This is a genomic window from Acinetobacter sp. A2 (assembly GCF_012371325.1).
Taxonomy (GTDB): domain Bacteria; phylum Pseudomonadota; class Gammaproteobacteria; order Pseudomonadales; family Moraxellaceae; genus Acinetobacter.
Genome location: NZ_JAAZQX010000007.1, coordinates 31420 through 56376, shown reverse-complemented (window position 1 = coordinate 56376; position 24957 = coordinate 31420). Strand labels below are relative to the sequence as shown.

Below are 24957 nucleotides of genomic sequence, written 5' to 3'. Positions count from 1 at the left end.
CATTTTTCACGCCCTGAAGTGAAAAGTGTGATCAAATACCAAGACTATTCTTTTTTGGTCTTGCGTCTTAAAAATAACAGCGTTATTTTTATATCTCAGGGCGCTTAGCTCAGTTGGTAGAGCGTCTGCCTTACAAGCAGAATGTCGGCGGTTCGATCCCGTCAGCGCCCACCATATATTCTTCTCCTTCTTTATCTTATATTTCTTGCGTATTGCTATAAATTCGCCTAGAATTTTTTATCTATAATAATATTAATATCCGTGACTTATGCGAAATCCTTATCAACGTAAAGCGGCGTCTAAGCAAGTAACGCAAACTTATAACGCGCAAGATATTTATAAGCAATTTATTGAGACGATGGTGTCTCAGGGGCATGTGTTTGCTTTATATGAAGATGGTTGGGCATTGTGTGCAACACCCACAGGCCAGCGTGCTTTTGCAATTTGGCAAAATAAAAGTTTGGCTAAATTGCTAATCAAAGACAATTGGGCCAACTATCAAGTACAAGAAATTTCACTAAAAGATTTTATTGAAAAAGTGATTCCTTTTTTACGTCAAGAAAGCACCAATATTTCTATGAATTTAAGTCCAGAAGGGCAGAATGTATTGGTTGCCCCTGAGAAATTATTACTGGATTTGAAAAATTATTTGTATCAGGTTTATATGCAAAAACCGGAATTTTTTAAAGATATGCAAATTCCATTACCACGTTCGATTCGTATCAATTAAGCAAGCTGTATTGCTTGAATTTTAATATTCATTGAGCAACCAACCACTGATATATGCAAAATATTCGCGTAACCATGCGTTATAGCGCGTATAGAGTGGTGTAGGTGCACTGAGCATGCTGAATTGAGTATAACCCTGCCGTTGAGCAATTGCAGCTGCACGCAGGGTGTGAAAATCACTGGTGACCACTATAATCGGTTGAGTTTTATCTGTACCTAAGTGGTGAAGTAGTGGTTGGCTATTCTGTAAATTCAGTGCCGTACTGGTACTTTTGGTTTCTAAAATAATTCTGGATGCAGTAATGGCATAATGCTGTTGTAAATAATTTGACATGACTTGTGCTTCGGTCAGTTGCTCTGTAAAGGCGGGCCCTCCACTCACGATCAAATAACTTTGTGGATGCTGAAGTGCGTAAGATGCTGCAGTGTCTAGCCGTTTGGCTAATGTTGGTGAGGGAAGTCCATTTTCAATCCCGCTACCCAATACGATGACCACTTTGGCATTGGGTTGAGCAGATGTTTGAGATTGTGTGCCCAAATGAATATAAGCAAAAAAACAGAATAAGCTGATGCACCACAACCAAAATACGCCCCAGCCTAATCTCCAGTATATTTTTAGATTTGAGTGCTGTGTGAGCTTGCGTTGAATCCATCTGTAAAATAAGGCATAACCCAATAAAATTATACCAATGACCACGGGCAGTACTGTGCCAAAATGAATTTTCTTTAAACTGATTAAATACAGACCATCGAACACTAAAATCAGTGCAACCATGCTACTCAGCACACGTTTAAACCAATTCAGTTGAGTGTGGGTTTGGCTTGATAGAGCGGGTGGCATAAGCTTCAATTCAATACATTGGTGCAAATCAGTATATCTAAATCTTATTCCAATTGGTCACTCAGCCAAATCATGTTTGGCTGAGTGTTTTTGATCTCAGTAGAATGACATTAAGGTTCTCATACCGAGTTAATATACATCGCGACGATAACGACCTTGTAGGCGTAATTGTTCGAGTTGGTCATCGCCTAAAATATCTTGTAAGGCGTGATCGACATCACTGGCCATGCCCTGAATACTGCCACATACATAAATTACAGCACCGTTTGTAATCCACTGTTTTAGTTCAGCAGCGTGTTCACGTAATTTATGATGAACATAAATTTTTTCATCTTGATCACGCGAGAAGGCTAAATCAAGTCGTTGCAACATGCCTGTATTAACCCAAGCTTCAATGGTACGTTGATAGAAGAAATCATGTGCTTGTTGGCGCTCACCAAAAATTAACCAATTTTGGCTGTAATTAAGACGCGTACGTGCGTGTAATAGGCTCATCAAACCTGCAAGTCCAGTACCGTTACCAATACAAATAATTGGGCGATTATCTGCAATTAAATGGAAGCTAGGATTATTCCGAATGCGAAGGGCAATGTTTTGTCCCAATTCTGCATGTTGAGTCAGCCACCCCGAGCCTAAGCCAAGTTTTCCTTGCGCATCAGCTTGTTGGCGTACCACCAAGCGCAAAACTTGTTGAGTTGGGATGCTGGCAATTGAATATTCACGGCTTGGTAGTACAGGCAGTTGTACCAATAAATCTTCAAGGCTTTGAAACGGCTGAATGTGAACAGTTAAGTCTTTATCCCAAAGCCATTGTTGCAGCGTTTGCTGCTGTTTCGGCACAAGTGTTTGTGCATCTAGTTGATGTTGCGCTAAAAAGGATTGAATACGTGCCGTGCTATTGCCAGGTTGAATTTCGGCAATATCACCTGCAGCCCAATGCGCTTCGTGCTGCGGTACAAGTTCAATATTAAATGCAGGTGCACCTAAACTATCTGGATTGAGTAAATCACGTTGTTGCAAACGCCATGTATCAAAGGTTTTATCAATTTGCATACTTTGCAATTCAAGCTGTGTCACCTGTGCTAACGCTTGATTCCAGCGTTGTACATCGGCAGGATTGGCATTGTCTACCTCTATGGTGTCAAATAAAGCTTGAGCCTGATTGCGTTGCAGCCATGCAGCAAGACGATGACCAAAATCGCAATAACTGTCAGGATATTCTTTAGAGCCTAGAGCTAAAACTGCATAACGTAAATGAGAGAGGTTTAAGCTTTGTGACATGATTTTTTTCACAAAGTTAGAGGCTAAATCGGGTGCATCTCCTGTGCCGTAGGTGCTGGCAACAAACAATATTTGGGTATTGTCTTTGAGGTCAGCTGTCTGCAATTCTTGAATAGCTTTGACAGTGACAGGTTGATGCGCTTCTTGCAAACTCGTTGCTGTGCGCCATGCCAATTGCTCTGCTACACCTGTTTGCGTGGCATAAACAATTAACCATTGCTCAGCATTTGGGTCAATACTGAATTGCTGCTGCGATTGACGTGCTGCTACAGTTAAGCGTTTTTGTTTACGACGTTTCAGATATAGCATCCAGCCTGTAATGAAGAATAATGGCATCATTAATGAAGCCAGCATGACCATAAACTGATAAATCGGGCCGAAGAAACTACCACGATGCACAGGCAACATGCTGCTCATGATTTTTTCATTAAGTTTTTTGTCTGCATAGAGCTGTAATGTAGTGATCTTGGTATTTTGATAATTAAAGGTCGCCGTGTTGCGTGCACGTTCATGCTGAGGAATGGCATCCACAAAATTGATGTCAATTTCCGCATTGGCTTGTTTGGGCACATTGAAGGTAATGTTGGAATAATCACGTCCTAATTGTTGCGGGAAGTGATGCCACGCCTGATTTAAGGCAAGTTGGATTTGAGCAGCATCTATATTATTTTTCGGTTTTTTATTTTCTGATGATTTCTGCTCTATAGAAGGAGTACTCGATGCTGCATTAAGCTGAGTTGGATTCGAGGCATTCGCTCGAGGTTGAGCTTGTTGCTGAGGCTGTGGTCGTTCCACCCCCAGTACTTTGTACATGCCACCACGCCACCAATCATAAGACCAAAACAGTCCAGTACAGGCTAAAATCAGATAAAAAATGATGACCCATGTGCCTACAACAGCATGTAAGTCCCAAATAAAATTGCGCCCTTTAAGTTGGGGTTTAATTGCGAACCATTGTTTGAATGAATGACGTTTTGGCCAGCGCAAATAAATACCACTTAACACAAAGAAAATCAGAATAAGCGTACATGCGCCTGTGATTTGTTTGCCGACTGGCCCAACGGTTAAATTGCGGTGTAATTGCTGAATAAACTGAAAAAACTCGCGTCCTTTAACTTTTGGAAGTTCTTCTGCTGAATAGGGATTAATGAGAATGTTTTGCCCACGTTTTGAACCTTCTTTGGCAATATTAATGCTTGAGGAGGCCGCAGGGTCTTTGGCAATGCTAATGCTATTGATTTTATAATCGGGTTGTACTTGCTGAAAATGCGCATAAATTTCAGCAGGTGTCAATTTGGCCGTTTGCCCAACTTGTACCTGATAACTTTCAGGATTCATCCATTTTAGAATTTCTTGTTCATAAGAATAAATTGCACCTGTCACGCCCATGAGTGACAAAATAAGCCCAGCGGTAATACCAAGGAACCAGTGAATTTGGAAGAATGTTTTTTTCAACATAAGGCGTGGGTGTTGAGAATGAATTGTGATGAAGAATAATACAGGTGTAATGCGTATTGCAAATAATATTTATTCTCATTATCGTTTATTGTTTTAATTTTAATCAAAAAAAACCTCCATCACGGGGGACAGAGGCTTGCTATTCAGTAGAGGATATTTAGATTTGCTTTGCTTCGCCAGCAGATTCAGTTAAGTGCTTACGAATAGTATTAAAGGAGAAGTTTCGGCTATCCATACGCTTTGGTAAAATATAAGCACCTTGCTGACCTTTTACTTTAAAGTTCATTAAAATAAATTCAGGGGTGTTGTACCATTCGTACACATCTTTCCAGCCAATAGCACCTACACCTTCTTGAGCGCCCATTTGCTGACGCATGACGATGCCATGCGGTTGTACGCCTAAACGAATGCCCTTAATTTCTTGTACAGGAAATTCATTCATTTTACGTTTGACGTACCATTCCAAGCCGTATTTGCGTACTAATAAGTAAAGCACCACACAGACAATGGCAACCCAACAGAAAATAGTAGAATAATTTTTTAACAGCAGAATGCCTAAAACAGATAGGGCAACAATGACGCCCATAATGATCCATGCTTTCATGCCAATTTTATTGGTGCTGCGCCAAATGACCAATTGCGCATGACGCTGTTCTTCTTCAGAAACTTCATAGGTCACAGGCTGTAAGGTATAGGCGTATAAATTTTTCGCGGTCATAGTGAAACTAACAAATTTAAAACTGCAAAAAGTTTAGCATTAATTACAGCAATTCAGTGAGTATATTGTCGCAAAATCATGCTAAGGTCGGTGAATAATCATTTATGCGGCAAAAGTTATGTCGCACACTCTACTTGCAACAAGCTTTACAAAGAGGCTAGCTCTGTTGCGTCCTGATCGTGTTCATGGCTCAAACTTTGTTTTAAGCGGCTCATTTGCTGCAAAATACTCATCATCAAGGATAATTGCTGCAAAATAATCAAGGATTTTTGATCTTCTTCCTTGTTTTGGCTTAAACGCTGACGAATGGTTTGTATCATGTTGTGCGCACTTAAATCTGGCATTTCATCGTTGAGTAATGCACCCCGAATATTATCAAGTGCTTGGTCGAGCAATTGCAGGACTTCCTGATCTTCAACTTTGTCACGATGTGCCCCTAAGGCAGCAATATAGCTAATAAAGGTATGATTTAGACACAGAAATTCAAAGGCTTGCGCTTTTTGTGTGGGGTCAAAGTCAGGCTCGGTGGCTAAGGTGGAAATAAGTGATGCAACTTCGGCATCGGTGTTGTGCGCTGCACGACGCACCACACGATAATTTAACCCGTTGTTACGTCCATGTTTGTATTGTTCAATGACTTCTGCCAAATAGTCACATTGAGCTGTCAGTGAGCGACGAATGGTACGGGGCAGGCGGCGGAATTTCCAGTCAGGGAAAATAAAGCTCACGCCAAACCATGCCAATGCACAGCCAATTAAAGTATCTAGCATACGTGGAATGGCGGCAGCATAACCCAAACCTTCCAAGTTAAAATTCATGAGTGCCAAAATGGTCATAAAGGCTGTGGCTTGTGCATATTGTTTACTGCGTAGTTCAAAGAACAGCATGCCGCTAATGATCAGAATCAATAATTGACCTTCTACAGAAGGCACAAAATATAAAATCGCATAGCCGACCACAATGCCTGCCAATGTTCCAATAATACGCAAACGTAAACGCCGTTTAGTGGTGTTAAAGTTTGGCTGCATCACGAATAGAGCAGTCAGTAAAATCCAATAGCCATATTCAATATTGGTCACTTGCACAAATACATAGCCAATTAATAAGACAATGGATAAACGAATAGCATGACGAAACAGCACCGATTCAGGCGTTAAATGCTGTTTGATGCGGATGACTATATCATCCCAGTTTTTCAAATCATCATCTTTGAGTTGCTGTTCGATATATTTGGCTTTATCCAGTTTGATATTACGTTCGGTTTCAAGGTTGCGTAACTGTGCATCAATTGATTTTAGGTTCTGATACAAGGCAAACAGGGCATTGATCCAGACTTGATCGTATTGCTGTTCACTTCGCAGTTTTTCCAAAGACTGTTTTAAGTTTTCAAAAGCATGTTTAAAGCGTGTGTTATGCAGATACGGCTGACGATGCAAAATACTTTCGCTTAAGTCTTTACAGGCTTTGCCTTGAATAGACAAAATGCGTTGGAAACGGAACAGAATGTCGCTGTGCTGAAAGATTTTAGCCAGTTTTTGATAGTCAATATGCGCAGAGTCGGCACGTTCGTGAATATCCTGTGCAACAAAATAATATTGCAAACTGCGACGGGTATCTTTTTGCCCACGGTCTCCCTTTAAGCGGGTTAGCAATGCGGTTTTTAAGTCGTTAAAAATTCCAATTAATTTACCATTTTCGAGCGATAGGTCGATGATGCTTTGCTGATAACTTGCTGCTGTCATATCGACATCAAATAAATTGGATTTGGCAAATAAAAAGTCACCTAAAGATGCATAGCTATGCGACAGCTTGTCTTGTACTGCACGCACAGGGAACAGTAAAAAGCTAATGGTTGAAATTAAACCATACCAAATAGCACCTGCAACCAAGAGCAGTGGTTGCATATACCATTCTTCAAATAAATCTACCCCAAGCATGGAATAGACCGACACCACTAAACAGCCATAAGAAATAGTGGCGTAGCGTCGACCGAGTGAACCCAGCAGAATTAAAACAATGCAGGAAAGAATTAAACCTGTGGCAAATAAAACCGGATGTGGAAATAAAAACTGAATAGAGGTGGCGGTAATAAAAAAGCCGATATAGGTATATAGCTGATTGACAATCCGCACTGAAAAGCGGTCATCAATATCACTTAAGCCTGCTGCCACAACACCTAGCGTGAGAGGAATTGTGGCTAGTTGCATGCCCATAAAATAGGGGACAAATGCCGTTCCCGCAAATGCAATGAGCATGCGGATGTTATACATAAACGTGGTGTTATAAGTCGCTTGTTTCAGCCGTGTCAGCCAAGATTTCAACTGTATTCCTTTAAGCAAATGCTCTGTTTAGACTGAGGTTTTATGGGAGTCAGGTAAATTATGTGAAAATTCATCTTTGATGCCAACAAATCATACTATGGAGCGTGTAAGCTTGTCTGCAAGTATGCCATTTCATCATAAAATATGACCATAGCAAAAACGATACCAAGTTCTAACGGTACGCCACAACCATCTTCACAGCAATATTCAACAGCATGGATCTTGTTGTTGGCGTTATTGACCTCGCTTGGGCCATTGTCGATTGATATGTATTTGCCCGCTTTGCCTGTCATGGCAAATGCGTTTGGTGTACCTACCCAAATGGTGGCTAATAGTTTGCCTGCCTATTTTTTAGGTTTGGCATTGGGGCAATTAATTTATGGCCCACTCAGTGACCGTATAGGACGTAAACCACCATTGTATTTTGGCTTGGCGTTGTTTTCTGTTGCTAGTGTATTGTGCGTTTTTGCTCAAAATGAATGGAGTTTAATTGCGTCACGTATTTTACAGGCACTTGGCGGTTGTGTGGGGGTGGTGATCGCCCGGGCTGCAATTCGTGATCGTTTGGATTTACAAACTTCAGCACAGGCCTTTTCAAGCATGATGATTGTGATGACCATTGCCCCGATTATTGCGCCAACTTTAGGGGCGTGGGTTTTGCAATGGATGAATTGGCAAGCCATTTTTGCGGTGCTGGCCTGTGTTGGCATGGTTTGTTTGATATGCGTGCATTTCTTTTTTCAGGAAACTTTAGCTAAGCAACACCGTTTAAACCTGAATTTTCAGCAGGTGCTGACTTTGTATGGTTCTATTCTAAAAGATTCAAATTTCCGCATGCCGATGTTAGCAGGTTGCTTAACTGGTGGTGCTTTATTTTGTTATATCAGCGGTTCGAGTGCAGTCATGATGGATCAATACGGACTGAGTGAAACTGCATTTGCCTACTTGTTCGGTGCAAATGCCGTTGGCATTATGCTGTTTTCAACCATCAATAAAAAAATCATTGGAAAATTGGGTGTATTACAACGCTTAAAGCTGGGCAGCACCATTCAACTAACAGGCGCATTATTGTTGGTAATTGCGGGGAGTTTGCCACAAGCTGATTTAATATGGGTCATGCTTGGGTTGTTTTTAGCAGTGTCAGGTATTGGTTTTACAGGCCCGAATGCGATGGCACTGGCCATGGCGGGTCAAGGTGCACGAGCAGGAACTGCCAGCGCGGTAATGGGCAGTGTACAATTCTTTTGTGGTCTGATTGGTGGAGTATTACTGAATTTTATGTTCTGGAGTGCCTTGCTGAATATGGCGCTGTTGATGCTGCTGTTTATAGGAGCAGGTATGTTAGCCACGTTTAAAATTAAGCCTGACCTAGATTAAGAATTGAACAAAAAATTATATTTTTTGTTCTGTAACGCTGATTTTTTAGCTGGAATATTACACTTTTAACTACACCTAAATATATACAATAGTCTAATGAATGATCAATTAGTTGAATAATCCACCTGTTTAACTAATTGAAAAATATGTTTATTTTGTTTTTTGATCTGAAATTTTGATCGTTTATTTATATTTGTGCGGGAAAACTGATTTTAATAAAGACAATAACTTGATAGATTGATGGCTGTAATATATGACACAAATTGTAATATTTTTAATATTGATGTGTCTTTGTCTATTGGGGCAAAAGTGTGGTGATTTTTAAGCCATTTTTATAATTCGATGTGAAATCGATAGATGACTCAAAAAATCATCATGCACGGATGCAGCGTTGTTTTATTTTGGAGAAATGAATGAGTCAATTATTCAACGGTCAGTTTATGATCAAAGGTTTGGCGATTGCCGTTACAACATTAATGGTGGGTACTGCTCACGCAGCAAAAACTGAGCAACAACAAATTCAAGAACTTCGTCAAGAAGTTGAAGCGTTGAAATCGTTAATTCAGCAACAACAGCAAGTACAACAACAGCAGCAAACTCAAATTGCCCAAGTACAACAGGCGAAACCTGCTGCACCTGCAAGTGCATTAAGCAGCTTAAAGTCTAAATCTGGTGCAGACGTATCTATTTATGGTTCGATCCGTGGGGACGCAAACTATATTATTGATGGTGCGGATAATGATTTTAACGTTACTCACAAAACAGGTGAAAATAACGTAAAAGATAAATTACGCGCTACACCAAAAGTTACGCGTTTAGGTTTAGATTTTAGTACGCCAATGGGTGACAACAAACTTGGTGGTAAAATCGAAGTTGATTTTGCAAGTGCTGATAATGACAAATCAGAAAACTTACGTATCCGTCATGCTTATTTGACTTTAAATAACTGGTTATTCGGTCAAACTACATCGAATTTCTTGTCTAATCATGCACCAGAAATGATTGACTTTGCCACGAATATTGGTGGTGGTACAGCACGTGTGCCGCAAGTACGCTACAACTATAAATTAGCGCCTGCGACACAATTATTCGTTTCTGCTGAAGAGGGTAATAGTTCTGGTACTGATATTACTTATCGTGTACCAAATTTAACGGCAAAAGTGACTCAAGCTTATGCAGAAGGTAAAGGTTCTGCTTCTGCACGTGCATTGGTAGAACATTATAAAGCTACTTCTGGTGATGATAAAACAGGTTGGGGTGTGGCTGCAGGTACCAACTACCAAGTTTCAGAACCATTAAAAGTGTCTGCTGATGTATCTTATGTACAAGGTAACAGCAACTACTTATATGGCAATAACTCGGCGTATGAACTTGATGCTAATAAGAACATTGAGCAGAATGAAACGATTGGTGTACAAGTGGGTGCTACTTATAAGTTCTCACCACAACTGCGTTCAACTTTAGCTTATGGTGCTTTATTTGCAGATGATGGTACAGACTATGCGCGTTTAAATGATGGTGCTAACGAGAAAGTACAACAAGCGTGGATTAACTTTATCTATTCACCTGTAAAACCAGTTGATTTAGGTATCGAATACATTAATGGTGAACGTAAAACATTTGCTGGTGAAAAATTCAGTGATGACCGCGTAGGCTTTATGGCGCGTTATAGCTTCTAAGTCGCTACTTTTGAGCAAAATCCAAAACAGAGCTTAATTTTAAGCTCTGTTTTTTATGTCTGAAATTTATGATATTAATTCAGTAACTTAAATTTTATTCACTTTTATAAAATGCTGTAACTTGCACTTATAGTTGAAAACAATCAATAAAATTTATAGAAATAACGCAGAAAATAGCAGCTTTTTGTCAAAAAAAATGCATAATGTTCGACCTTTAATCTTGCTGTTTTTTATCAAGTGATTGAATATCTTTATCGCAAGGTATTTATCCACCTCAGATATCTTGGAGCTTATATGAGATTACCTCTCAGTCTTAAGCCGATTCAGTTGTTTGCACTCGAAGTCACCCCGAAAGTGAAATTGCTGTCTTTTGTCTTTCTTTTCTTCTGTTCTAGGCAAACGCAGATCATAATGCTTGAGTGAAACCTAAGGATTGGGTTGGCTCAGTGAAACGCATACATCTTAAACATCGGTCAAATACGATACTGCTTACATACTTTATATTGCGGCATTTTTTAGTTGATTTAGAGTTATGCTGATGCAAATGCTTTGGTTTGCATAGACAGCTCTTCATCATATTAAAAAATAATCTGCAATCACTATATGGATATTGCCATGGAATTTACTTTTAATGCGTTTTATACGCTGATTGCTGCGGTCATCGTCCTGCTCTTAGGACGGTTTTTGGTTAATAAAATTGATTTTTTAAAACGCTATAACATTCCTGAACCTGTTGCAGGTGGTTTGGTTGCCGCAATTGTTTCATTGTTGGTGCATCAATTTTGGGGTTATAGCATTACCATCAGTAGCGCATTACAAACTAGTTTTATGCTGATTTTCTTCGCCTCGATTGGTTTAAGCGCGAACTTTACAAAATTGCGTCAGGGCGGAATTGGTTTAATTATTTTCTTGATTGCAATTTCCACATTTATTGTGCTGCAAAACTTTGTCGGCATTAGTCTTGCAACATTATTAGGTATTGATCCACTAATTGGTTTAATTGCAGGTTCAGTTACCTTAACGGGTGGTCATGGTACTGCGGGTGCGTGGGGCGAAATTTTTGAAACCCAGTATGGTATTCAAGGGGCGTTGGCATTAGGTATGGCCAGTGCAACCTTTGGTTTGATCATTGGTGGTTTGATTGGTGGCCCTTTAGCCAAAACCTTAATCAACCGTCATCAATTGGCCGTACCACGTACTGAAGAACAAATTGAAAAACGTGACAATACGCCTGCAGATCAAGACTCTAATGAGTTTATTCCATTTGAATATCCGCATCAGGTGCGTTTAATCACAGCAGATAATGCCATTACCACTTTGGGTTTATTTGCAGCGTGTTTGGCATTTGCCGAGTTTATGACGGGCGCTGCCAAAGGTACTATGTTTGAATTGCCAACTTTCGTTTGGGCATTGGCGGGCGGTGTGATTCTGCGTAATGTCTTGGAAAGTATTTTTAAAGTCAATATTTTTGACCGTGCGATTGATGTGTTTGGAAATGCGTCGTTGTCTTTATATTTGGCGATGGCTTTGTTGTCGCTTAAATTGTGGCAATTGGCAGATTTAGCAGGTCCGTTGATGGTGATTTTAGGTGCGCAAACCATCACCATGGCGTTATATGCGGCTTTTATCACGTTCCGCATTATGGGTAAAAACTACGATGCAGCGGTATTGGCCGCAGGGCACTGTGGTTTTGGGATGGGAGCAACACCTACCGCGGTTGCTAATATGCAAGCCATTACCAATATGTATGGCCCCTCTTATAAAGCATTCTTGATTGTGCCGTTGTGTGGCGCTTTCTTTGTCGACTTGATTAACGTCGCTGTGATTCAGTCTATTTTGAAATTCTTTGCAGGTTAAGCTGTTCAGTTGTAGATAGATTGCAAAATAAAATGCCAGTTCACATGAGCTGGCATTTTTTATGGCGATATATAACGGTGAGAGTGCCTTTACACTCGAACGCTATGCTACAGGCATTGGTTTAAGTGAATCTTAAAAATAGCCTAAGCAATAAAATTCAATAACACAGTATAGAGCAGGAAGCTTCCCATCAGACTCAGCCAAACGGGTAATTTTGACTTTAACAGCACAATCACGAGGGCAACAAAAATAAGGTCATAGAAATTCAGTACATAGCGTTGTGCCATTTCCACCACCATGTAGAGCAATAGCCCAACCACCGCGGCATTAATACCTGTAACGGCATGACGAATATAAACTTGCTGCATTAACCAAGACCAATACGGCAAGGTAGCAAAAACCAAAAAGAAAGAAGGCAGGAAAATGGCCAAAGTCGCTAAAACAGCATTGAGCCACATCATGTCCGTCATGGGAACTAAACTGCCCAAATAAGTAGCAAAACTAAATAATGGGCCTGGAACTAATTGTGCCATGGCATAACCCAAATCAAATTGTTCTGCGCTTACTAAACCAGTACTGACAAAATCTTGATGTAACAAGGGTAAAATAACGTGGCCACCACCAAACACCAAAGAGGCTGCTTGATAGAAACTTAAGTTGGCGGCATAAAGCAAATTTGGCGTGAACCAGTTGAGTCCTGTTAATATGATAAACGGTGCAACAAACAGCCCACCCCAAAATATGGCGTATTTACGATGCTGAATGATGTGATTTGCAGTAAAGCTCGTTTGAGTTGCATCTGTATTTTGAACATTCGTTGGCGTCTGTTTTGCCATCCATATACCCAAAACTGCTGCAAGCAAAATCACCAAGACTTGATTCAAACTAAAAGGCACAAAATAAATAAAAACAGCTGCAGCCAGCATTAAGGCGTATTGCCAAATAGTTTTACAAAAACTGCCTAACATTTGCCAAAATGCCCAAGCCACGACGGCTAAAACAATCAGTTGAATCGTGTGGAAACTATCTGAAGAAAGCACTTCTAAATATTGATGTCCGAGTACTGCAACTAAAGCCATGAACACAGCAGAAGGTAAAGTAAAACCAAGCCATGCAAGTACTGCCCCCCAATAGCCTTTTTGTAAATAACCAATCGCTAAACCCACCTGACTACTGGTTGGGCCTGGTAAAAGTTGAGCCAGTGCCACAACTTGGGCATATTGTGCTTCATCTAACCATTTGAGCTGTTGCACAAAGCGTTGATGGAAAAATACCAAGTGTGCTGCAGGCCCCCCAAAAGACAAGCAGCCCAATTGTAGAAAGACCCAAAATAGCGAAGAAGAAGTGAGCGTGTGCATATATGTGTAGACAGATTCAACTTGTGCGCCAATGTAGTGGCTAGACGTGACAGTTTAACGAATTACTACAAGGATCAGTTAAAATAATAGATAGACTATGTGCACTTATATGAGTGATTTGCTGAAGTGCCCATGGCCTGTGCATACTGAAATAGTCACTATGTTTCAAATGTAATGGAAGCATGAGCCTGCTATTTTTAAATTGCAAACAAGTATCGACTGAAAGCTATGGATTCAAGAAGGTCTATATGAAAATTTGGTGTGTATCGCTAACCGCATTATGGATGTTGGGTTGTCAAACTGTCCCACAACAGCCGCAAAATTTGACACAAAATCTTGTGGCTACGCAGCCTGCTGTGGCTGAAGCTGAGTCACGCCTGAATCAAATTGACTTTCAGCAACTTAAGCAAAAAAACAAGCGACCTGTGGTGGCTTTGGTATTAGGCAGCGGTGGTGCACGTGGCTATGCACACATTGGAGTAATTGAAGTATTAGAGCAATACGGTATTCAGCCTGATTTGATTGTGGGCAGTAGTGCGGGCAGCATTGTTGGCTCAATTTATGCCAGTGGAAAAAATGCGCAACAATTACGTGACATTGCCTTAAACATGAAAGCCAATGATGTGCGCGATGTTACTTTCGATTTAAAAGGCTTTTTTGATGGTAAAAAAGTTGAAAATTATGTCAATACACAAGTCGATCAACTGCGTTTAGAACAATTTAAAATACCTATGTATGTAGTGGCGACCGAATTGAAAGAAGGTAAAAAAGTCGTCTTTAATTATGGAAATACGGGGCAGGCAGTACGCGCTTCGGTGTCTATTCCAAGTATGTTTGTCCCTACAAAAATTGCTGAGCATGAATATGTAGATGGCGGTTTGGTTAGCCCTGTACCCGTAAAAGTCGCGCGTGAATTAGGTGCAGATATTGTGATTGCCGTGAATATTTTAGCTCAGCCAATCCATACCGAAACCAGTAATGTTTGGGGGCTGTTTAACCAGAACATTAATATCATGCAAAAGCACTTGGCCAATGAAGAGTTGAAGCAGGCGGATGTCGTGATTGAACCTGATTTACGTGAAAAGGCGCATATTTTTGATGTGAAAGGCCGTGAAACGACCATGCAGGCAGGCGCAGATGCGACTACACAACAATTATATAAAATTGATCAGGTTTATCGCCGTCATCATTTTAGTCATGGGCATCGGATTGTCGGGTACAACGCCAGTAACACACAGGCTTTCTATGGGCAGTGAATAAAACTGCCTATAAACTTTATATGACTCAAATAAGATGATTTAAAGGGTGAGTCTAATTGAACTTATGTATGAGTGCGAGCGAATAAAAATGATTATTCATGGAAAAATTCACTTTTAATTATTGTAATTCATTTATATCTATAATTAAAAAATAGAATACTTAAAAAGTATCTCATCAAGATGACTTGGATATTTAGATTTAAAACAGATTAAAAATAAATTCTCATTTGATATATTTCAATTTATGCTATGTAGCAAATTACTTTTTTGTTTTGATGATGCTTGTCAGAAAAAATAAAGAAAATTCATTCACTTTAAGATAAATACTTTAGAACACAGCACAAAATTGAAGGGGGCAGCATTATGTTGCATTTTCAAGTGGGACAGCAGGTAAAACTGGCGACCATGGCAGAAGTTGTTTTTACCATTACCATGATTAATCCAGATGGGACTTATGTTATTGAAGCTGTATTAAGCCAAGATCAGACTTTAACTTATAGCAATGTGTCGCAGGAAATGCTGCGTCTGGCTGCTAATTAGTGTATCTGTAAGTCAATTTTTAAGCCTTTTTTTTGTCATCTAGCGTTAAAATTGGGTGGTAAATCACTTGAATTATCTATAAAAAATAAAAAATATGATGGTTTTTTGAACACTTGAATCAATGAGATTAACCGAATATCAAATTTGAACAAGTGTTTTAAAAAAACAGAAATGGATTAAAAAATAACAGCTTGGGAGCATTGGCCTTTAGTCTTATAATTTTAAATAAATGTTGTCATAAACAATATAAATAATAATGATGCAGTTGTTGCCGAAATGAACATTCAAACTTTTCTAAACACGATATAATAATGGTTCTTATCTTACTGTCTTGAAAAGAGTCTAGAGAACGCGATGTCACCATTAGATCAAATTGCCCCAGTGTTAGATGACCAGTCAGAATTAACCATGACCGTGTTAATGACACCCGATATGGCAAATTTCTCGGGGAATGTACATGGTGGAACAATTTTAAAACTATTAGACCAAGTGGCGTATGCGTGTGCGAGTCGCTACTCGGGTAGTTATGTCGTGACCCTTTCGGTAGATAAAGTGAATTTTAAAGAGCCAATTCATGTAGGTGAATTGGTGACGTTCCTTGCCAGTGTCAACCATGTTGGCCGTACTTCAATGGAAATTGGGATTCGTGTAGAAGCACAAAACATTCAAAAACGTACTGTACGCCATACCAACAGCTGTTATTTCACGATGGTGGCTGTAGATGAACACGGTAAACCAAAACAAATTCCAGCACTGAAGTTAGATAATGACTGGAAACGTTGTCGTTTTGAAGCTGCAGAACAGCGTAAAGTGGCGCGTTTGCAGGAAAATCATCATCCATCTTGCAGCATTTACAAGAAAACTGAACACAGCTAAGTTGATGTTGACTCGCTGATCGGAACCTGCTTTTAAAATAAGCAGGTTTTTTTTATGCCTGCATTTTATTCCGTAAAAATTAATGATTGCTCAGGTACTTCGCTTGTAAAGCCAGATGGATCATCAATTGAAACGTCTTAGCACTAGTATCTACTGTAATCTTACTTTATTATATTAAAACGAAACGTATCGTATCGTTTTGTAGAGCAAATCACATCCACAAATTTGGGATAGCACATGACAGAGCATACACCAGAAAAAAGTTCCAAGCGTAAACAGTGCATTTTAAATGCAGTGGTGGCTGCGCTTGCAGAGCAGGACTATCGTCAATTGACCATTGAAGATATTGCTGCACGTGCAGGGGTAGGGAAGTCCACAATTTACCGTTGGTGGAAGCATAAGTCTGATTTGGTATTTGAGGCGTTTAAACAACAAACTGAGTCAGTGTTTGAGTTGGATTTTGAACAGTCCTTACAATTCAATTTGATGCAGCAACTTTCAAGACTGAGTCTGGCTTTAAATCATGGCGTGGGGCGGGCTTTATTGGTGGTTATGGCAGAGCAGCGTGAAACTGCGGGGCAGTTTTTTAAAGATTATTTATTGCCGCGTCGTGAGCAAACACGAAAGCTAATACAAGTCGCAATTCAGCGTGGTGAAATTCGTGAGGATTATCCTTTTGAGATGATGCTCGACACGTTATATGGGCCTATTCATTATCAAATTATTTTTTTCAACCGTATGCCTGATGCACAGTATATCCACGATTTAGTGCAGTTGGTGATTCAACCTGCATTGATGCCTACAGCACAATCGTAAAGTAAAATTTTATGTCTTCTTCATCTTCTATTGCAGACGGTTCACAACGATTATGGAATCGTTCCTTTATTTTGTGCGTATGCAATAACCTGTTTTTATTTATTTATTATTTTGCTTTGCTGACGATTTTACCCATATACATTATGAAAGATTTGGATGGTACGGTAAAAGAAGCAGGTTTGGCACTGACATTATTTTTAATTTCTTCCATCGCTATTCGACCATTTTCAGGTTTGATTGTAGAAAGACTGGGCAAGAAATTCTCTTTTCGTGGTTCAGAATTATTTTTTGTACTGTTTGCTTTTAGCTATTTGTGGATAGACAGCATGTGGAGTTTGCTGTTGGTGCGCTTTTTACATGGTATTTGGTTCAGTATTTTGACTACGGTTGCAGTACCTGTGGCCAATGATTTTATTCCAGAACAGCGTAAAGGTGAGGGCATGGGCTACTTTGTCATGTCCACCAATTTGGGTGTGGTATTCGGGCCATTGTTAGCTTTAACTGTAGTGCAATTCAGTAGCTTTCAGGTGTTATTCGGCATTTTATGCATCATTATGTGCATAGGCTTTGTCTTTTGTTGGCTGTTAGATGTGAAAGATAGCACAGCAACAGAACAACCACTTGCATCGATAGAGCAAGCGAATCGAAGTACATCCAAAAGTTTAGGCTTAAGTTGGCATGACCTGATTGAAACAAAAGTTATTCCTGTCAGTTTAGTGGCATTACTCACGGCACTGGCTTATTCAAGCATCATGAGTTTTATCACGGCGTATAGCGAATCCAAAAACTTACTGGCTTATACCAGTGTGTTTTTTGTGGTGTTTGCAGTGTCGATGATTGCGGTACGTCCGTGGGTTGGACGCTTATATGATCGGCGTGGGCCAAGTTCTGTGATTTATCCCTCACTGTTATTTTTTGCGATTGGCTTGGCCATCGTCAGCTTTTTATCTAATCAATGGGTCTTATGGCTCTCTGCTGTGTTCATTGGTATTGGTTATGGTTCTGTGTTCCCATGTTTACAAACCGTAGCGATTCAGTCTGTGTCTAAACAGCGGATGGGGCATGCAATTTCTACTTTTTTCACTTTGTTTGATTTAGGCATGGCAATTGGTTCAGTGTTGATGGGTGTTCTCATTGCATGGTATGGCTACTCGCTGACTTATATGTTGTGTGCGCTGATCACCTTGTTGACTTTAGTGCTCTATAAATTGATGGTGGTACCTACATTGGTGAAGAAAAAAGCGTAATTTTATAATGCAGTTGAGTAGTGTGGAGAAAGGGATAGTGCTGTTGATTACGCTATTAGGATTGGCTGCGATCTAAAGAGATTGTTTCCGAGTTAATCATCATTATTTTCTATGGTGGATTTAGGCTTTGAGTTACAAGACAACCGCTGTGTTCGCCCAGAGAGTGGAGTCAAACGCAACGGTTGTGGTATTTACAACTTAGCGTTGTGTCACTGTGTGAAGGACTTAAGGTTGTGGCGTTGCAGCAGCAGGTTGCTCAGTTGCAGTTTCAGAAGCTGGTTGTGCAGCAGTTTGTTCTGAAGCATGTTCAGCCACAGCTTCCTGAGTTGAAACAATCACTTTTTCTCGTTCGGTATTGCTGGTCTCAGCCTTGGCAGCAAAGCTGTTGGCTGTAGCAAATGCGAAGGCAGAAGCGAATAGAATATGAGTTAATTTCATAGTTTGGCATCCTTATTTAAAATTTATAAACCTAAATATTCAGCAGAAGCGAATCTTGCTTCTCAAATATTCAAATTAGTCATCACCTGACTTGAACATGCTGAACAGGGACTCATGCTAAGCAGTGCAGAATGTAGGATCAATGCTTGCAACAAAGCAAAACAGATGCGGTTACTTGAACATCACAATGATGATGAGCAGGTAAGAATTTGGTAAATTTTGTTTTAAAATTGCAGCTAAATTTCGTCAAAGTAAGCGTCTTTTCCCAAAGGAAATTGCTGGTGCAGCAATAAAACATTACATCGATCAGTGGAAAGCTGGAAATTTCGTGCAATTTATTGCGTAATTCAGGCTGGCTAAATGTAAGAGAATCTTTCAATAAACTTATTTTATAGCCCAAATTTTCACGTATTCAGATTCAGATTGAACTTAAAACTAAACTTGCTTAGCATGCTTGCTGTTGTTTGTACTTTAATACAGTGAGTTTGTTTTGAAATTAATTGCACCACAAAAAGCAGTTCCGACCCATATTATTTCTGGATTTTTGGGTGCAGGCAAAACCACCTTATTAAAACAATTGCTCAGTCAAAAGCCAGAACATGAGGTCTGGGCTGTGCTGATGAATGAATTTGGTCAAATTGGAGTAGATCAGCAATTGTTGCCGCAACAGCAAGGCTATCAAGTGAAAGAATTACTGGGTGGTTGTTTATGTTGTAGCAGTCAACTACCTATGCAAATTGCTTTATCGCGTTTATTGTCTGAAACCCAACCTGACCGTTTATTTATAGAGCCAACAGGCTTGGGCCATCCTGCACAATTGTTGGAGCAACTAACTGAACCGCATTGGCATACACATTTATCTATGCGTGCTTTGGTGACTGTGGTCGATGGATCACGTTTGCACGATCATGCATGGTCACAGCAAAACCTATATGCAGATCAACTGAAAGCTGCGCAAATTATAGTGGTGTCACATGCAGATCAAATGCAGGCTGTAGACGAACAGGCGCTGGTGCAATTGCAACACGAGTATCAAGCCTATGCTCAAAGGTGGCTGAAAGCAGCACAAGGCAATATTACTTTGGCAGAAATTGATCAACTGTATGTAGGCACACAACGCAAAATTCAGCCCTTATTAAAATTACAAAAAACGCTGATCCCAGCTGCAAATACATCTGAAGCAGAAATTAAACAGTTGCCATATCATTATGTAGAAAGTGCTCAGGGCTATTCGGTGGCGGGCTGGAAATTTCCAAAACGTTGGCAATTCGACTTTTATCCACTGTTAGATTTGCTGTGTGAGCAACAAGACTGGTTACGCATTAAAGGAATTTTTAACACCAATCAAGGTTGGCAAAGTTTTAACTTCAATCCTGAGCAATTCAACTATCAATCTACCGAAGAGGGAATTGATAACCGCATCGAAATTATTTATCAAACAGCACGTGACTGGCAGGCATTTGAAGCAGAATTATTGGCCTGTCAGCTTGCAAATGACACATTAAATGAATGATTAAGGTGCAGATTGAACTGCAATCAATGCAGCAAAAAAAACTAAAATCTATTATGCTTAGCGGCAAATTTGACTTGGTTTTGGGAACAGCACAATGGCGCTAAAAGCGACAATTTATAAAGCAGATTTGAACATTGCCAATATGGATGTGCATCAATATGGTGACTATCAACTAACAATGGCATTGCATCCTTCTGAAACCATTGAACGCCTGATGGTGCGCATTTTGGCTTTTGCCCGTTATGCAGACGAAGTTTTGGAATTTACCAAAGATTTGTTTGAAACCGATGAGCCTGCCTTGTGGGAAAAAGACTTAACAGGTCAATTGATAAAATGGATTGAAGTAGGCTGCCCAGACGAAGACAAAGTCAAAAAAGCCAGTGCACGTTGTAAGCAGGTGGCTATTATTGCTTATGGCTCATCGGTAGATGAGTGGTACAAACGCAACAGTAAAATCAAAAGTTTAAATAATGTAGAAGTTTGGCAATTGTCTGCAGCGAGCACTGAAGCCATTCAAGCGCTGTGCGAACGCACCATGCAATTACAGCTGAATGTAATGGATGGTGAATGGACGTTGATAGGTGATCAGGCGCAGGCTCAGATTGAGTGGACACAGTTGCAATAATCTTTTGCAATAGTCTGCTGTAATTTGGTTGGAAATCAGTCAGACATTTGATTTTAAAATTTAATCCTTTGTGGTCTATGTTAATTACATGACCATTTATATTTGGAGATCCGCATGAGTGCAGAATTAGAAATTATTGATTTAGTGGTGGGTGAAGGTAAAGAAGCGGTTAAAGGTGCTTTAATTACCACACATTATACGGGTTGGTTGGAAGACGGAACCAAGTTTGACTCATCACTTGACCGTGGAAATTTTTTTGAAACGGTGATTGGCACAGGTCGTGTCATCAAAGGCTGGGATCAAGGCATTATGGGCATGAAAGTTGGCGGTAAACGTAAGTTAATCGTACCTGCACATTTGGCTTATGGTGAGCGCAAAATGGGCAATATTATTCCAGCTAACTCGAATTTAATTTTTGAAATTGAACTTTACGATGTGAAAACACGCGATCAATAATTTTATTTGATCTTGGTTGAACATCGTTGGTCATAAGTCATTCATCTGATGCATGTAAAGTATTGTATGAATGACTTATTTTTTACTTCAAATTTAGCTCAAGACCGATTAGATTAAAAAACAGGTATATTTAGGATCTATATTTTTTGGCCTTAATTCAGATGTGGCGCACTTGTGCGTTTATATGTTTGCTGTTGCTATGTAGTACGCTTACAACACATCATGTTTGGGCGCAGTATGAATCCGCACCTGAATCTTACTATTTACATCAAAAACTACTCAATCATATTCAGTTCACAGAAGACCATCCCAGCTTTTTAGAAGGTAAATGGCTGTTCTATCCACAACAACTCCTTCAAGAACCTAGCGCAGTCTTGTCTGCACAGACGGTGGAATTGCCAGCATCATTTGAAGATTTGACGGGCAATAGCAATACCTATGGCACTTTCATTGGGCATTTTCAAATTCCTAAAGAATTTTTAGGTAAACGGATTGCAATTTGGATTCCTAACCAATATGGCGCGTATCGAGTATTTTTAAATGGTGATGGTTTGGTGCGGGTTGGCACGGTGGGGGCAGATGCTGCCACCCACCAAACAGAAAATGCACCACGAATTGCTTATTTTGTGCCTGAAAGTGAATATTTTACGTTAACCATCCAAGCCTCCAGTTTTCAGGGCTTACAAGGTGGCTTAAAAAACCCAATGAAAATTGGTGTTAGTCGTGTCATCAACCAGCAATTTCAGCGTTTGATGATGAGTATTGCCATGATTTGTGGCGCAGTACTTGGTATCGGTGTGTTTACTTTAATGTTCTCAGCCTTTAGCCAAGCACAGGGAGGAAAGAACAAACATATCTTTATTCTTGGTCTGTTTATCGTTTTTCTGGCACTCCATAACTTATTTTCTGCCCCTTATGCTTATACCACTTTCCTGAATTTAAGCTGGTCATGGGGGCTAAGACTCGAATACTTATTTAGCTTTTTTGCGATTTTATTCTTTCTGAGTTATATGTTTTTACTCAGCACGCATTATTTAAACCGCTGGATTTATAGTGCGGCAATGTTGCTGCTCAGTTTTAATATTGGTGTGACGGTATGGGCTGAGCCTAGCATTTTTCAGCAACTTGCGTTTTATAGCGCCTTTTTCTTTATCGTCGTCTTGGCCAATTTTGCGTATGGGTTTTATCAAACTATTCGTTTGGGAGAGAGCTATTCTGCAATCAACTTTTGGGCGGTCATTATACTGTGTGCCACGTTTATTCATGACTTTTTATTGGTATTGAATCTTGTCGATTCCATACACTTATCTTTTATTTCCACCAGTGTGTATGCGTTGTTGATTATGTTTCAGCAGGCACGTAACTATGCCTATCACAATTTACATATTGAGCGACTTAACCAGAAGTTGATTAATCTCAACAGTTCTTTGGATTCTAAAGTGCAGGAACGTACCCAGCAATTAAGCAACTTAAATGAAAAGCTAGAGATGCAGGTTAAAATTGATGCACTTACAGGCGCTTATAACCGCCGTGCATTAAATGAAGAAATCCAGCGTTTGTATGTAGAAACGCTACAGGGCAAACGGCATATTTTGGTGTTTGCCATGTTGGATGTCGATTATTTTAAAAAATACAATGACCATTATGGGCACTTAAAAGGTGATCAAATTTTGCAAAATTTGGTCAAGGTGTTACATGCGACCTTACCTAAAAGCGCTTATGTCGCCCGTTATGGTGGCGAGGAATTTGCCATTTTGCTGCATGATATTCCGCAGCATGTGATTGGGCAGTTGATGCAAAACGTGTTGCAGGCGGTAAGAGATGCACAGTTTGAGCATGTCGCAAGAGAAGATCACAAACAATACGTGACTTTAAGTATAGGCGTTGCATGGATGACGCGTGAGTATAGCTACAGTCATGTGGATGATTTAATGAAAACTGCAGATGTGCATTTGTATCAGGCCAAACATGCAGGGCGTGATCAAGTGGTGGTTCAATCTTAATTTAAGCGTGACCTTAACGGATGTTGTCGCTGGTCACTTTTTTAGGCAGATAGATAAGCCTGAATTTTTTGTTGTAATTGTGCATTGGAAATATTGCCAGACAATCGCTCTACAATTTGACCATCTTGAAATATAAGCGTAGTAGGCAAACCAAGGACTTGATAGCGTAAGGTCAGAATGGAAGATAAATCTACATTCACTTTGCCAAATTTTACTGAGGCATCGAACTGCTGAGCAAGCTGTATAAAAAACGGTGCATTCTGCACGCAGGGCGTACACCAAGGTGCATAAAAACGAATCACCGCTAAGCCAATTTCGTATTCAAATTCACGGTAATTATTTTCGTTATATTCTACAATTTCTGACATTGCATACCCTTTATTCATGAGTGAAAACACCATGTGATTTGAATTATACCTAAGTTGATCTGGGTTTTAATGCATTACTGTTTTATGTTCAAATAGTCAGAATTCATTTAACAATTAATCAAGCAGGGATTTGTCATGACCGCAAGCACAATGCAGCAAATTATTATTACAGAACCAGGTGGGCCAGAAAAACTGGCCTATGAAACCGTGGCAATTCCAGCAGCGCAAGCCAATGAAGTTTTAGTGAAAGTTCATGCTTTTGGTTTGAATCGACCAGATATTTTACAGCGTCAGGGGTTGTACCCAATGCCGAAAGGAGTAACTCCTGTTCCAGGTTTGGAAGTTGCAGGTGAAGTAGTTGCTGTAGGGGCAGAGGTCAGCCAGTTTAAAGTGGGTGATCGTGTTTGTGGCTTAACCAATGGTGGCGGCTATGCAGAATATTGTGTAGTACCAGAAAGCCAAACTTTGACTATTCCTGCAGGCGTGAGTTTTGTGCAGGCTGCAGCGATTCCTGAAACATTTTTTACTGTGTGGGCAAATGTATTCCAAATGGGCAAAGCCAAAGCTGGCGAAACAGCACTTATTCATGGTGGCACCAGTGGCATTGGTACAACAGCATTAATGCTGTGTAATGCTCTCGGTTTGAAAACCTTTGCGACAGTGGGTTCAGATGAAAAAGTACAGGCAATTTCACACCTCACTACAGCAATTAACTATAAAACTCAGGACTTTGAGCAAGAAATTCAGGCTGCTACAGACAATGCTGGGGTTGATATTATTTTAGATATTGTCGGTGCGCCGTATTTAGAGCGTAATTTAAACTTATTACGTCGTGATGGCCGCTTGGTCTATATCGCATTTTTAGGTGGTGCAAAAGCCAAAGAGGTTAAGCTGGGTCAAATTATGATGAAACGTTTGACCATTACAGGCTCAACCATGCGTGCGCGCAACACGGCAGAAAAAGCAGAAATCACCAAAGGCTTACAAGAGACGGTATGGCCTTTATTGGAAAAAGGTGAATGCTTACCAATGATCTACAAAACATTTAAGTTTGATCAAATTCAGCAAGCCCATGCAGAAATGGACACAGGTGACCATGTGGGTAAGGTTGTTGTAGAAGTACTTTAAGGCTTTTCGTACATCATTCAAAAAAACTGACCATGGGTCAGTTTTTTTATGCGTACAAATTTAGATACG

General features: G+C 40.0%; 21 protein-coding genes and 1 tRNA gene. 15 read left to right on the top strand and 7 right to left on the bottom strand.

Going from position 1 to position 24957, the window contains the following annotated elements; all coding sequences use genetic code 11:
* The first annotated feature begins 98 nt into the window (after positions 1-98).
* Both HHA43_RS04390 and HHA43_RS04385 read left to right on the top strand, forming a co-directional pair.
* Positions 99-174, top strand: a tRNA-Val gene (locus HHA43_RS04390).
* A 94-nt stretch (positions 175-268) separates the two neighbouring features.
* Complete coding sequence (locus HHA43_RS04385) at positions 269-730, top strand: DUF2750 domain-containing protein (RefSeq protein ID WP_168417854.1); 462 nt, start codon at positions 269-271, stop codon at positions 728-730.
* A 21-nt stretch (positions 731-751) separates the two neighbouring features.
* Here the strand turns inward: HHA43_RS04385 and HHA43_RS04380 are convergent, their stop codons facing one another.
* The 4 genes from HHA43_RS04380 to yccS all read right to left on the bottom strand — a co-directional run bounded on the left by HHA43_RS04380 (position 752) and on the right by yccS (position 7348).
* A complete protein-coding gene (locus tag HHA43_RS04380; RefSeq protein ID WP_168417853.1) occupies positions 752-1570 on the bottom strand; it encodes a YdcF family protein in 819 nt (272 codons plus the stop codon).
* Positions 1571-1699: 129 nt separating this feature from the next.
* A complete protein-coding gene (locus HHA43_RS04375; protein WP_168417852.1) occupies positions 1700-4309 on the bottom strand; it encodes a PepSY domain-containing protein in 2610 nt (869 codons plus the stop codon).
* A 157-nt stretch (positions 4310-4466) separates the two neighbouring features.
* Positions 4467-5027, bottom strand: coding sequence for a YcxB family protein (locus HHA43_RS04370; protein ID WP_168417851.1), 561 nt, complete (start codon positions 5025-5027; stop codon positions 4467-4469).
* 146 nt (positions 5028-5173) lie between these two features.
* Entirely contained in the window at positions 5174-7348 is a 2175-nt protein-coding gene (gene yccS, locus HHA43_RS04365; RefSeq protein ID WP_168417850.1) for a YccS family putative transporter, read from the bottom strand.
* A 144-nt stretch (positions 7349-7492) separates the two neighbouring features.
* Here yccS and HHA43_RS04360 point away from each other — a divergent pair, with 144 nt between their 5' ends.
* The 3 genes from HHA43_RS04360 to gltS all read left to right on the top strand — a co-directional run bounded on the left by HHA43_RS04360 (position 7493) and on the right by gltS (position 12261).
* On the top strand, positions 7493-8725 hold the full coding sequence (locus HHA43_RS04360; RefSeq protein WP_168417849.1) for a multidrug effflux MFS transporter: 1233 nt from the start codon (positions 7493-7495) through the stop codon (positions 8723-8725).
* Positions 8726-9138: 413 nt separating this feature from the next.
* Complete coding sequence (locus HHA43_RS04355; protein ID WP_168417848.1) at positions 9139-10404, top strand: DcaP family trimeric outer membrane transporter; 1266 nt, start codon at positions 9139-9141, stop codon at positions 10402-10404.
* A gap of 615 nt (positions 10405-11019) precedes the next feature.
* A complete protein-coding gene (gene gltS, locus HHA43_RS04350) occupies positions 11020-12261 on the top strand; it encodes a sodium/glutamate symporter (RefSeq protein ID WP_168417847.1) in 1242 nt (413 codons plus the stop codon).
* A gap of 143 nt (positions 12262-12404) precedes the next feature.
* Here gltS and chrA read toward each other — a convergent pair whose 3' ends face one another.
* On the bottom strand, positions 12405-13619 hold the full coding sequence (gene chrA / locus HHA43_RS04345) for a chromate efflux transporter (RefSeq protein WP_168417846.1): 1215 nt from the start codon (positions 13617-13619) through the stop codon (positions 12405-12407).
* Positions 13620-13867: 248 nt separating this feature from the next.
* Between chrA and HHA43_RS04340 the strand changes: the two genes are divergently transcribed.
* The 5 genes from HHA43_RS04340 (at position 13868) to HHA43_RS04320 (ending at position 18357) form a co-directional block, all read left to right on the top strand.
* Positions 13868-14875 carry a patatin-like phospholipase family protein gene (locus tag HHA43_RS04340; protein ID WP_168417845.1) on the top strand — a complete coding sequence of 336 codons (1008 nt, stop codon included), beginning with the start codon at positions 13868-13870 and terminating at the stop codon, positions 14873-14875.
* 366 nt (positions 14876-15241) lie between these two features.
* Complete coding sequence (locus HHA43_RS04335; RefSeq protein ID WP_168417844.1) at positions 15242-15418, top strand: hypothetical protein; 177 nt, start codon at positions 15242-15244, stop codon at positions 15416-15418.
* A 354-nt stretch (positions 15419-15772) separates the two neighbouring features.
* The gene (locus HHA43_RS04330) at positions 15773-16294 is read left to right on the top strand and encodes an acyl-CoA thioesterase (RefSeq protein WP_168417843.1); all 522 of its coding nucleotides are present in this window, start codon (positions 15773-15775) and stop codon (positions 16292-16294) included.
* Positions 16295-16531: 237 nt separating this feature from the next.
* A complete protein-coding gene (locus HHA43_RS04325) occupies positions 16532-17110 on the top strand; it encodes a TetR/AcrR family transcriptional regulator (protein ID WP_168417842.1) in 579 nt (192 codons plus the stop codon).
* Between the two features lie 11 nt (positions 17111-17121).
* Positions 17122-18357 carry an MFS transporter gene (locus HHA43_RS04320; RefSeq protein ID WP_168417841.1) on the top strand — a complete coding sequence of 412 codons (1236 nt, stop codon included), beginning with the start codon at positions 17122-17124 and terminating at the stop codon, positions 18355-18357.
* Positions 18358-18582: 225 nt separating this feature from the next.
* Here the strand turns inward: HHA43_RS04320 and HHA43_RS04315 are convergent, their stop codons facing one another.
* Positions 18583-18795, bottom strand: a complete 213-nt coding sequence (locus tag HHA43_RS04315; protein WP_168417840.1) for a hypothetical protein — start codon at positions 18793-18795, stop codon at positions 18583-18585.
* 490 nt (positions 18796-19285) lie between these two features.
* Between HHA43_RS04315 and HHA43_RS04310 the strand changes: the two genes are divergently transcribed.
* The 4 genes from HHA43_RS04310 to HHA43_RS04295 all read left to right on the top strand — a co-directional run bounded on the left by HHA43_RS04310 (position 19286) and on the right by HHA43_RS04295 (position 23392).
* Positions 19286-20308 carry a CobW family GTP-binding protein gene (locus HHA43_RS04310; protein ID WP_168417839.1) on the top strand — a complete coding sequence of 341 codons (1023 nt, stop codon included), beginning with the start codon at positions 19286-19288 and terminating at the stop codon, positions 20306-20308.
* 94 nt (positions 20309-20402) lie between these two features.
* The gene (locus HHA43_RS04305; RefSeq protein WP_168417838.1) at positions 20403-20933 is read left to right on the top strand and encodes a YaeQ family protein; all 531 of its coding nucleotides are present in this window, start codon (positions 20403-20405) and stop codon (positions 20931-20933) included.
* A gap of 114 nt (positions 20934-21047) precedes the next feature.
* Positions 21048-21389 (top strand): FKBP-type peptidyl-prolyl cis-trans isomerase, encoded by a 342-nt coding sequence (locus tag HHA43_RS04300; RefSeq protein ID WP_168417837.1) that lies wholly within the window; start codon positions 21048-21050, stop codon positions 21387-21389.
* Between the two features lie 161 nt (positions 21390-21550).
* Positions 21551-23392, top strand: coding sequence for a GGDEF domain-containing protein (locus tag HHA43_RS04295; protein WP_168417879.1), 1842 nt, complete (start codon positions 21551-21553; stop codon positions 23390-23392).
* Positions 23393-23433: 41 nt separating this feature from the next.
* Here the strand turns inward: HHA43_RS04295 and HHA43_RS04290 are convergent, their stop codons facing one another.
* Positions 23434-23760 (bottom strand): thioredoxin family protein, encoded by a 327-nt coding sequence (locus HHA43_RS04290; RefSeq protein WP_168417878.1) that lies wholly within the window; start codon positions 23758-23760, stop codon positions 23434-23436.
* Positions 23761-23895: 135 nt separating this feature from the next.
* On the opposite strand from HHA43_RS04290, the gene HHA43_RS04285 reads away from it, so the two are divergent.
* Complete coding sequence (locus HHA43_RS04285) at positions 23896-24888, top strand: NAD(P)H-quinone oxidoreductase (protein WP_168417836.1); 993 nt, start codon at positions 23896-23898, stop codon at positions 24886-24888.
* Positions 24889-24957 lie beyond the last annotated feature (69 nt).

Excerpts from the sequence above, each read along its gene's own strand:
- HHA43_RS04385 (WP_168417854.1), top strand. The coding sequence starts at position 269 with ATGCGAAATCCTTATCAACGTAAAGCGGCGTCTAAGCAAGTAACGCAA.
- HHA43_RS04380 (WP_168417853.1), bottom strand. The coding sequence starts at position 1,570 with ATGCCACCCGCTCTATCAAGCCAAACCCACACTCAACTGAATTGGTTT.
- HHA43_RS04375 (WP_168417852.1), bottom strand. The coding sequence starts at position 4,309 with ATGTTGAAAAAAACATTCTTCCAAATTCACTGGTTCCTTGGTATTACC.
- HHA43_RS04370 (WP_168417851.1), bottom strand. The coding sequence starts at position 5,027 with ATGACCGCGAAAAATTTATACGCCTATACCTTACAGCCTGTGACCTAT.
- HHA43_RS04360 (WP_168417849.1), top strand. The coding sequence starts at position 7,493 with ATGACCATAGCAAAAACGATACCAAGTTCTAACGGTACGCCACAACCA.
- HHA43_RS04355 (WP_168417848.1), top strand. The coding sequence starts at position 9,139 with ATGAGTCAATTATTCAACGGTCAGTTTATGATCAAAGGTTTGGCGATT.
- gltS (WP_168417847.1), top strand. The coding sequence starts at position 11,020 with ATGGAATTTACTTTTAATGCGTTTTATACGCTGATTGCTGCGGTCATC.
- chrA (WP_168417846.1), bottom strand. The coding sequence starts at position 13,619 with ATGCACACGCTCACTTCTTCTTCGCTATTTTGGGTCTTTCTACAATTG.
- HHA43_RS04340 (WP_168417845.1), top strand. The coding sequence starts at position 13,868 with ATGAAAATTTGGTGTGTATCGCTAACCGCATTATGGATGTTGGGTTGT.
- HHA43_RS04335 (WP_168417844.1), top strand. The coding sequence starts at position 15,242 with ATGTTGCATTTTCAAGTGGGACAGCAGGTAAAACTGGCGACCATGGCA.
- HHA43_RS04330 (WP_168417843.1), top strand. The coding sequence starts at position 15,773 with ATGTCACCATTAGATCAAATTGCCCCAGTGTTAGATGACCAGTCAGAA.
- HHA43_RS04325 (WP_168417842.1), top strand. The coding sequence starts at position 16,532 with ATGACAGAGCATACACCAGAAAAAAGTTCCAAGCGTAAACAGTGCATT.
- HHA43_RS04320 (WP_168417841.1), top strand. The coding sequence starts at position 17,122 with ATGTCTTCTTCATCTTCTATTGCAGACGGTTCACAACGATTATGGAAT.
- HHA43_RS04315 (WP_168417840.1), bottom strand. The coding sequence starts at position 18,795 with ATGAAATTAACTCATATTCTATTCGCTTCTGCCTTCGCATTTGCTACA.
- HHA43_RS04305 (WP_168417838.1), top strand. The coding sequence starts at position 20,403 with ATGGCGCTAAAAGCGACAATTTATAAAGCAGATTTGAACATTGCCAAT.
- HHA43_RS04300 (WP_168417837.1), top strand. The coding sequence starts at position 21,048 with ATGAGTGCAGAATTAGAAATTATTGATTTAGTGGTGGGTGAAGGTAAA.
- HHA43_RS04295 (WP_168417879.1), top strand. The coding sequence starts at position 21,551 with ATGTGGCGCACTTGTGCGTTTATATGTTTGCTGTTGCTATGTAGTACG.
- HHA43_RS04290 (WP_168417878.1), bottom strand. The coding sequence starts at position 23,760 with ATGTCAGAAATTGTAGAATATAACGAAAATAATTACCGTGAATTTGAA.
- HHA43_RS04285 (WP_168417836.1), top strand. The coding sequence starts at position 23,896 with ATGACCGCAAGCACAATGCAGCAAATTATTATTACAGAACCAGGTGGG.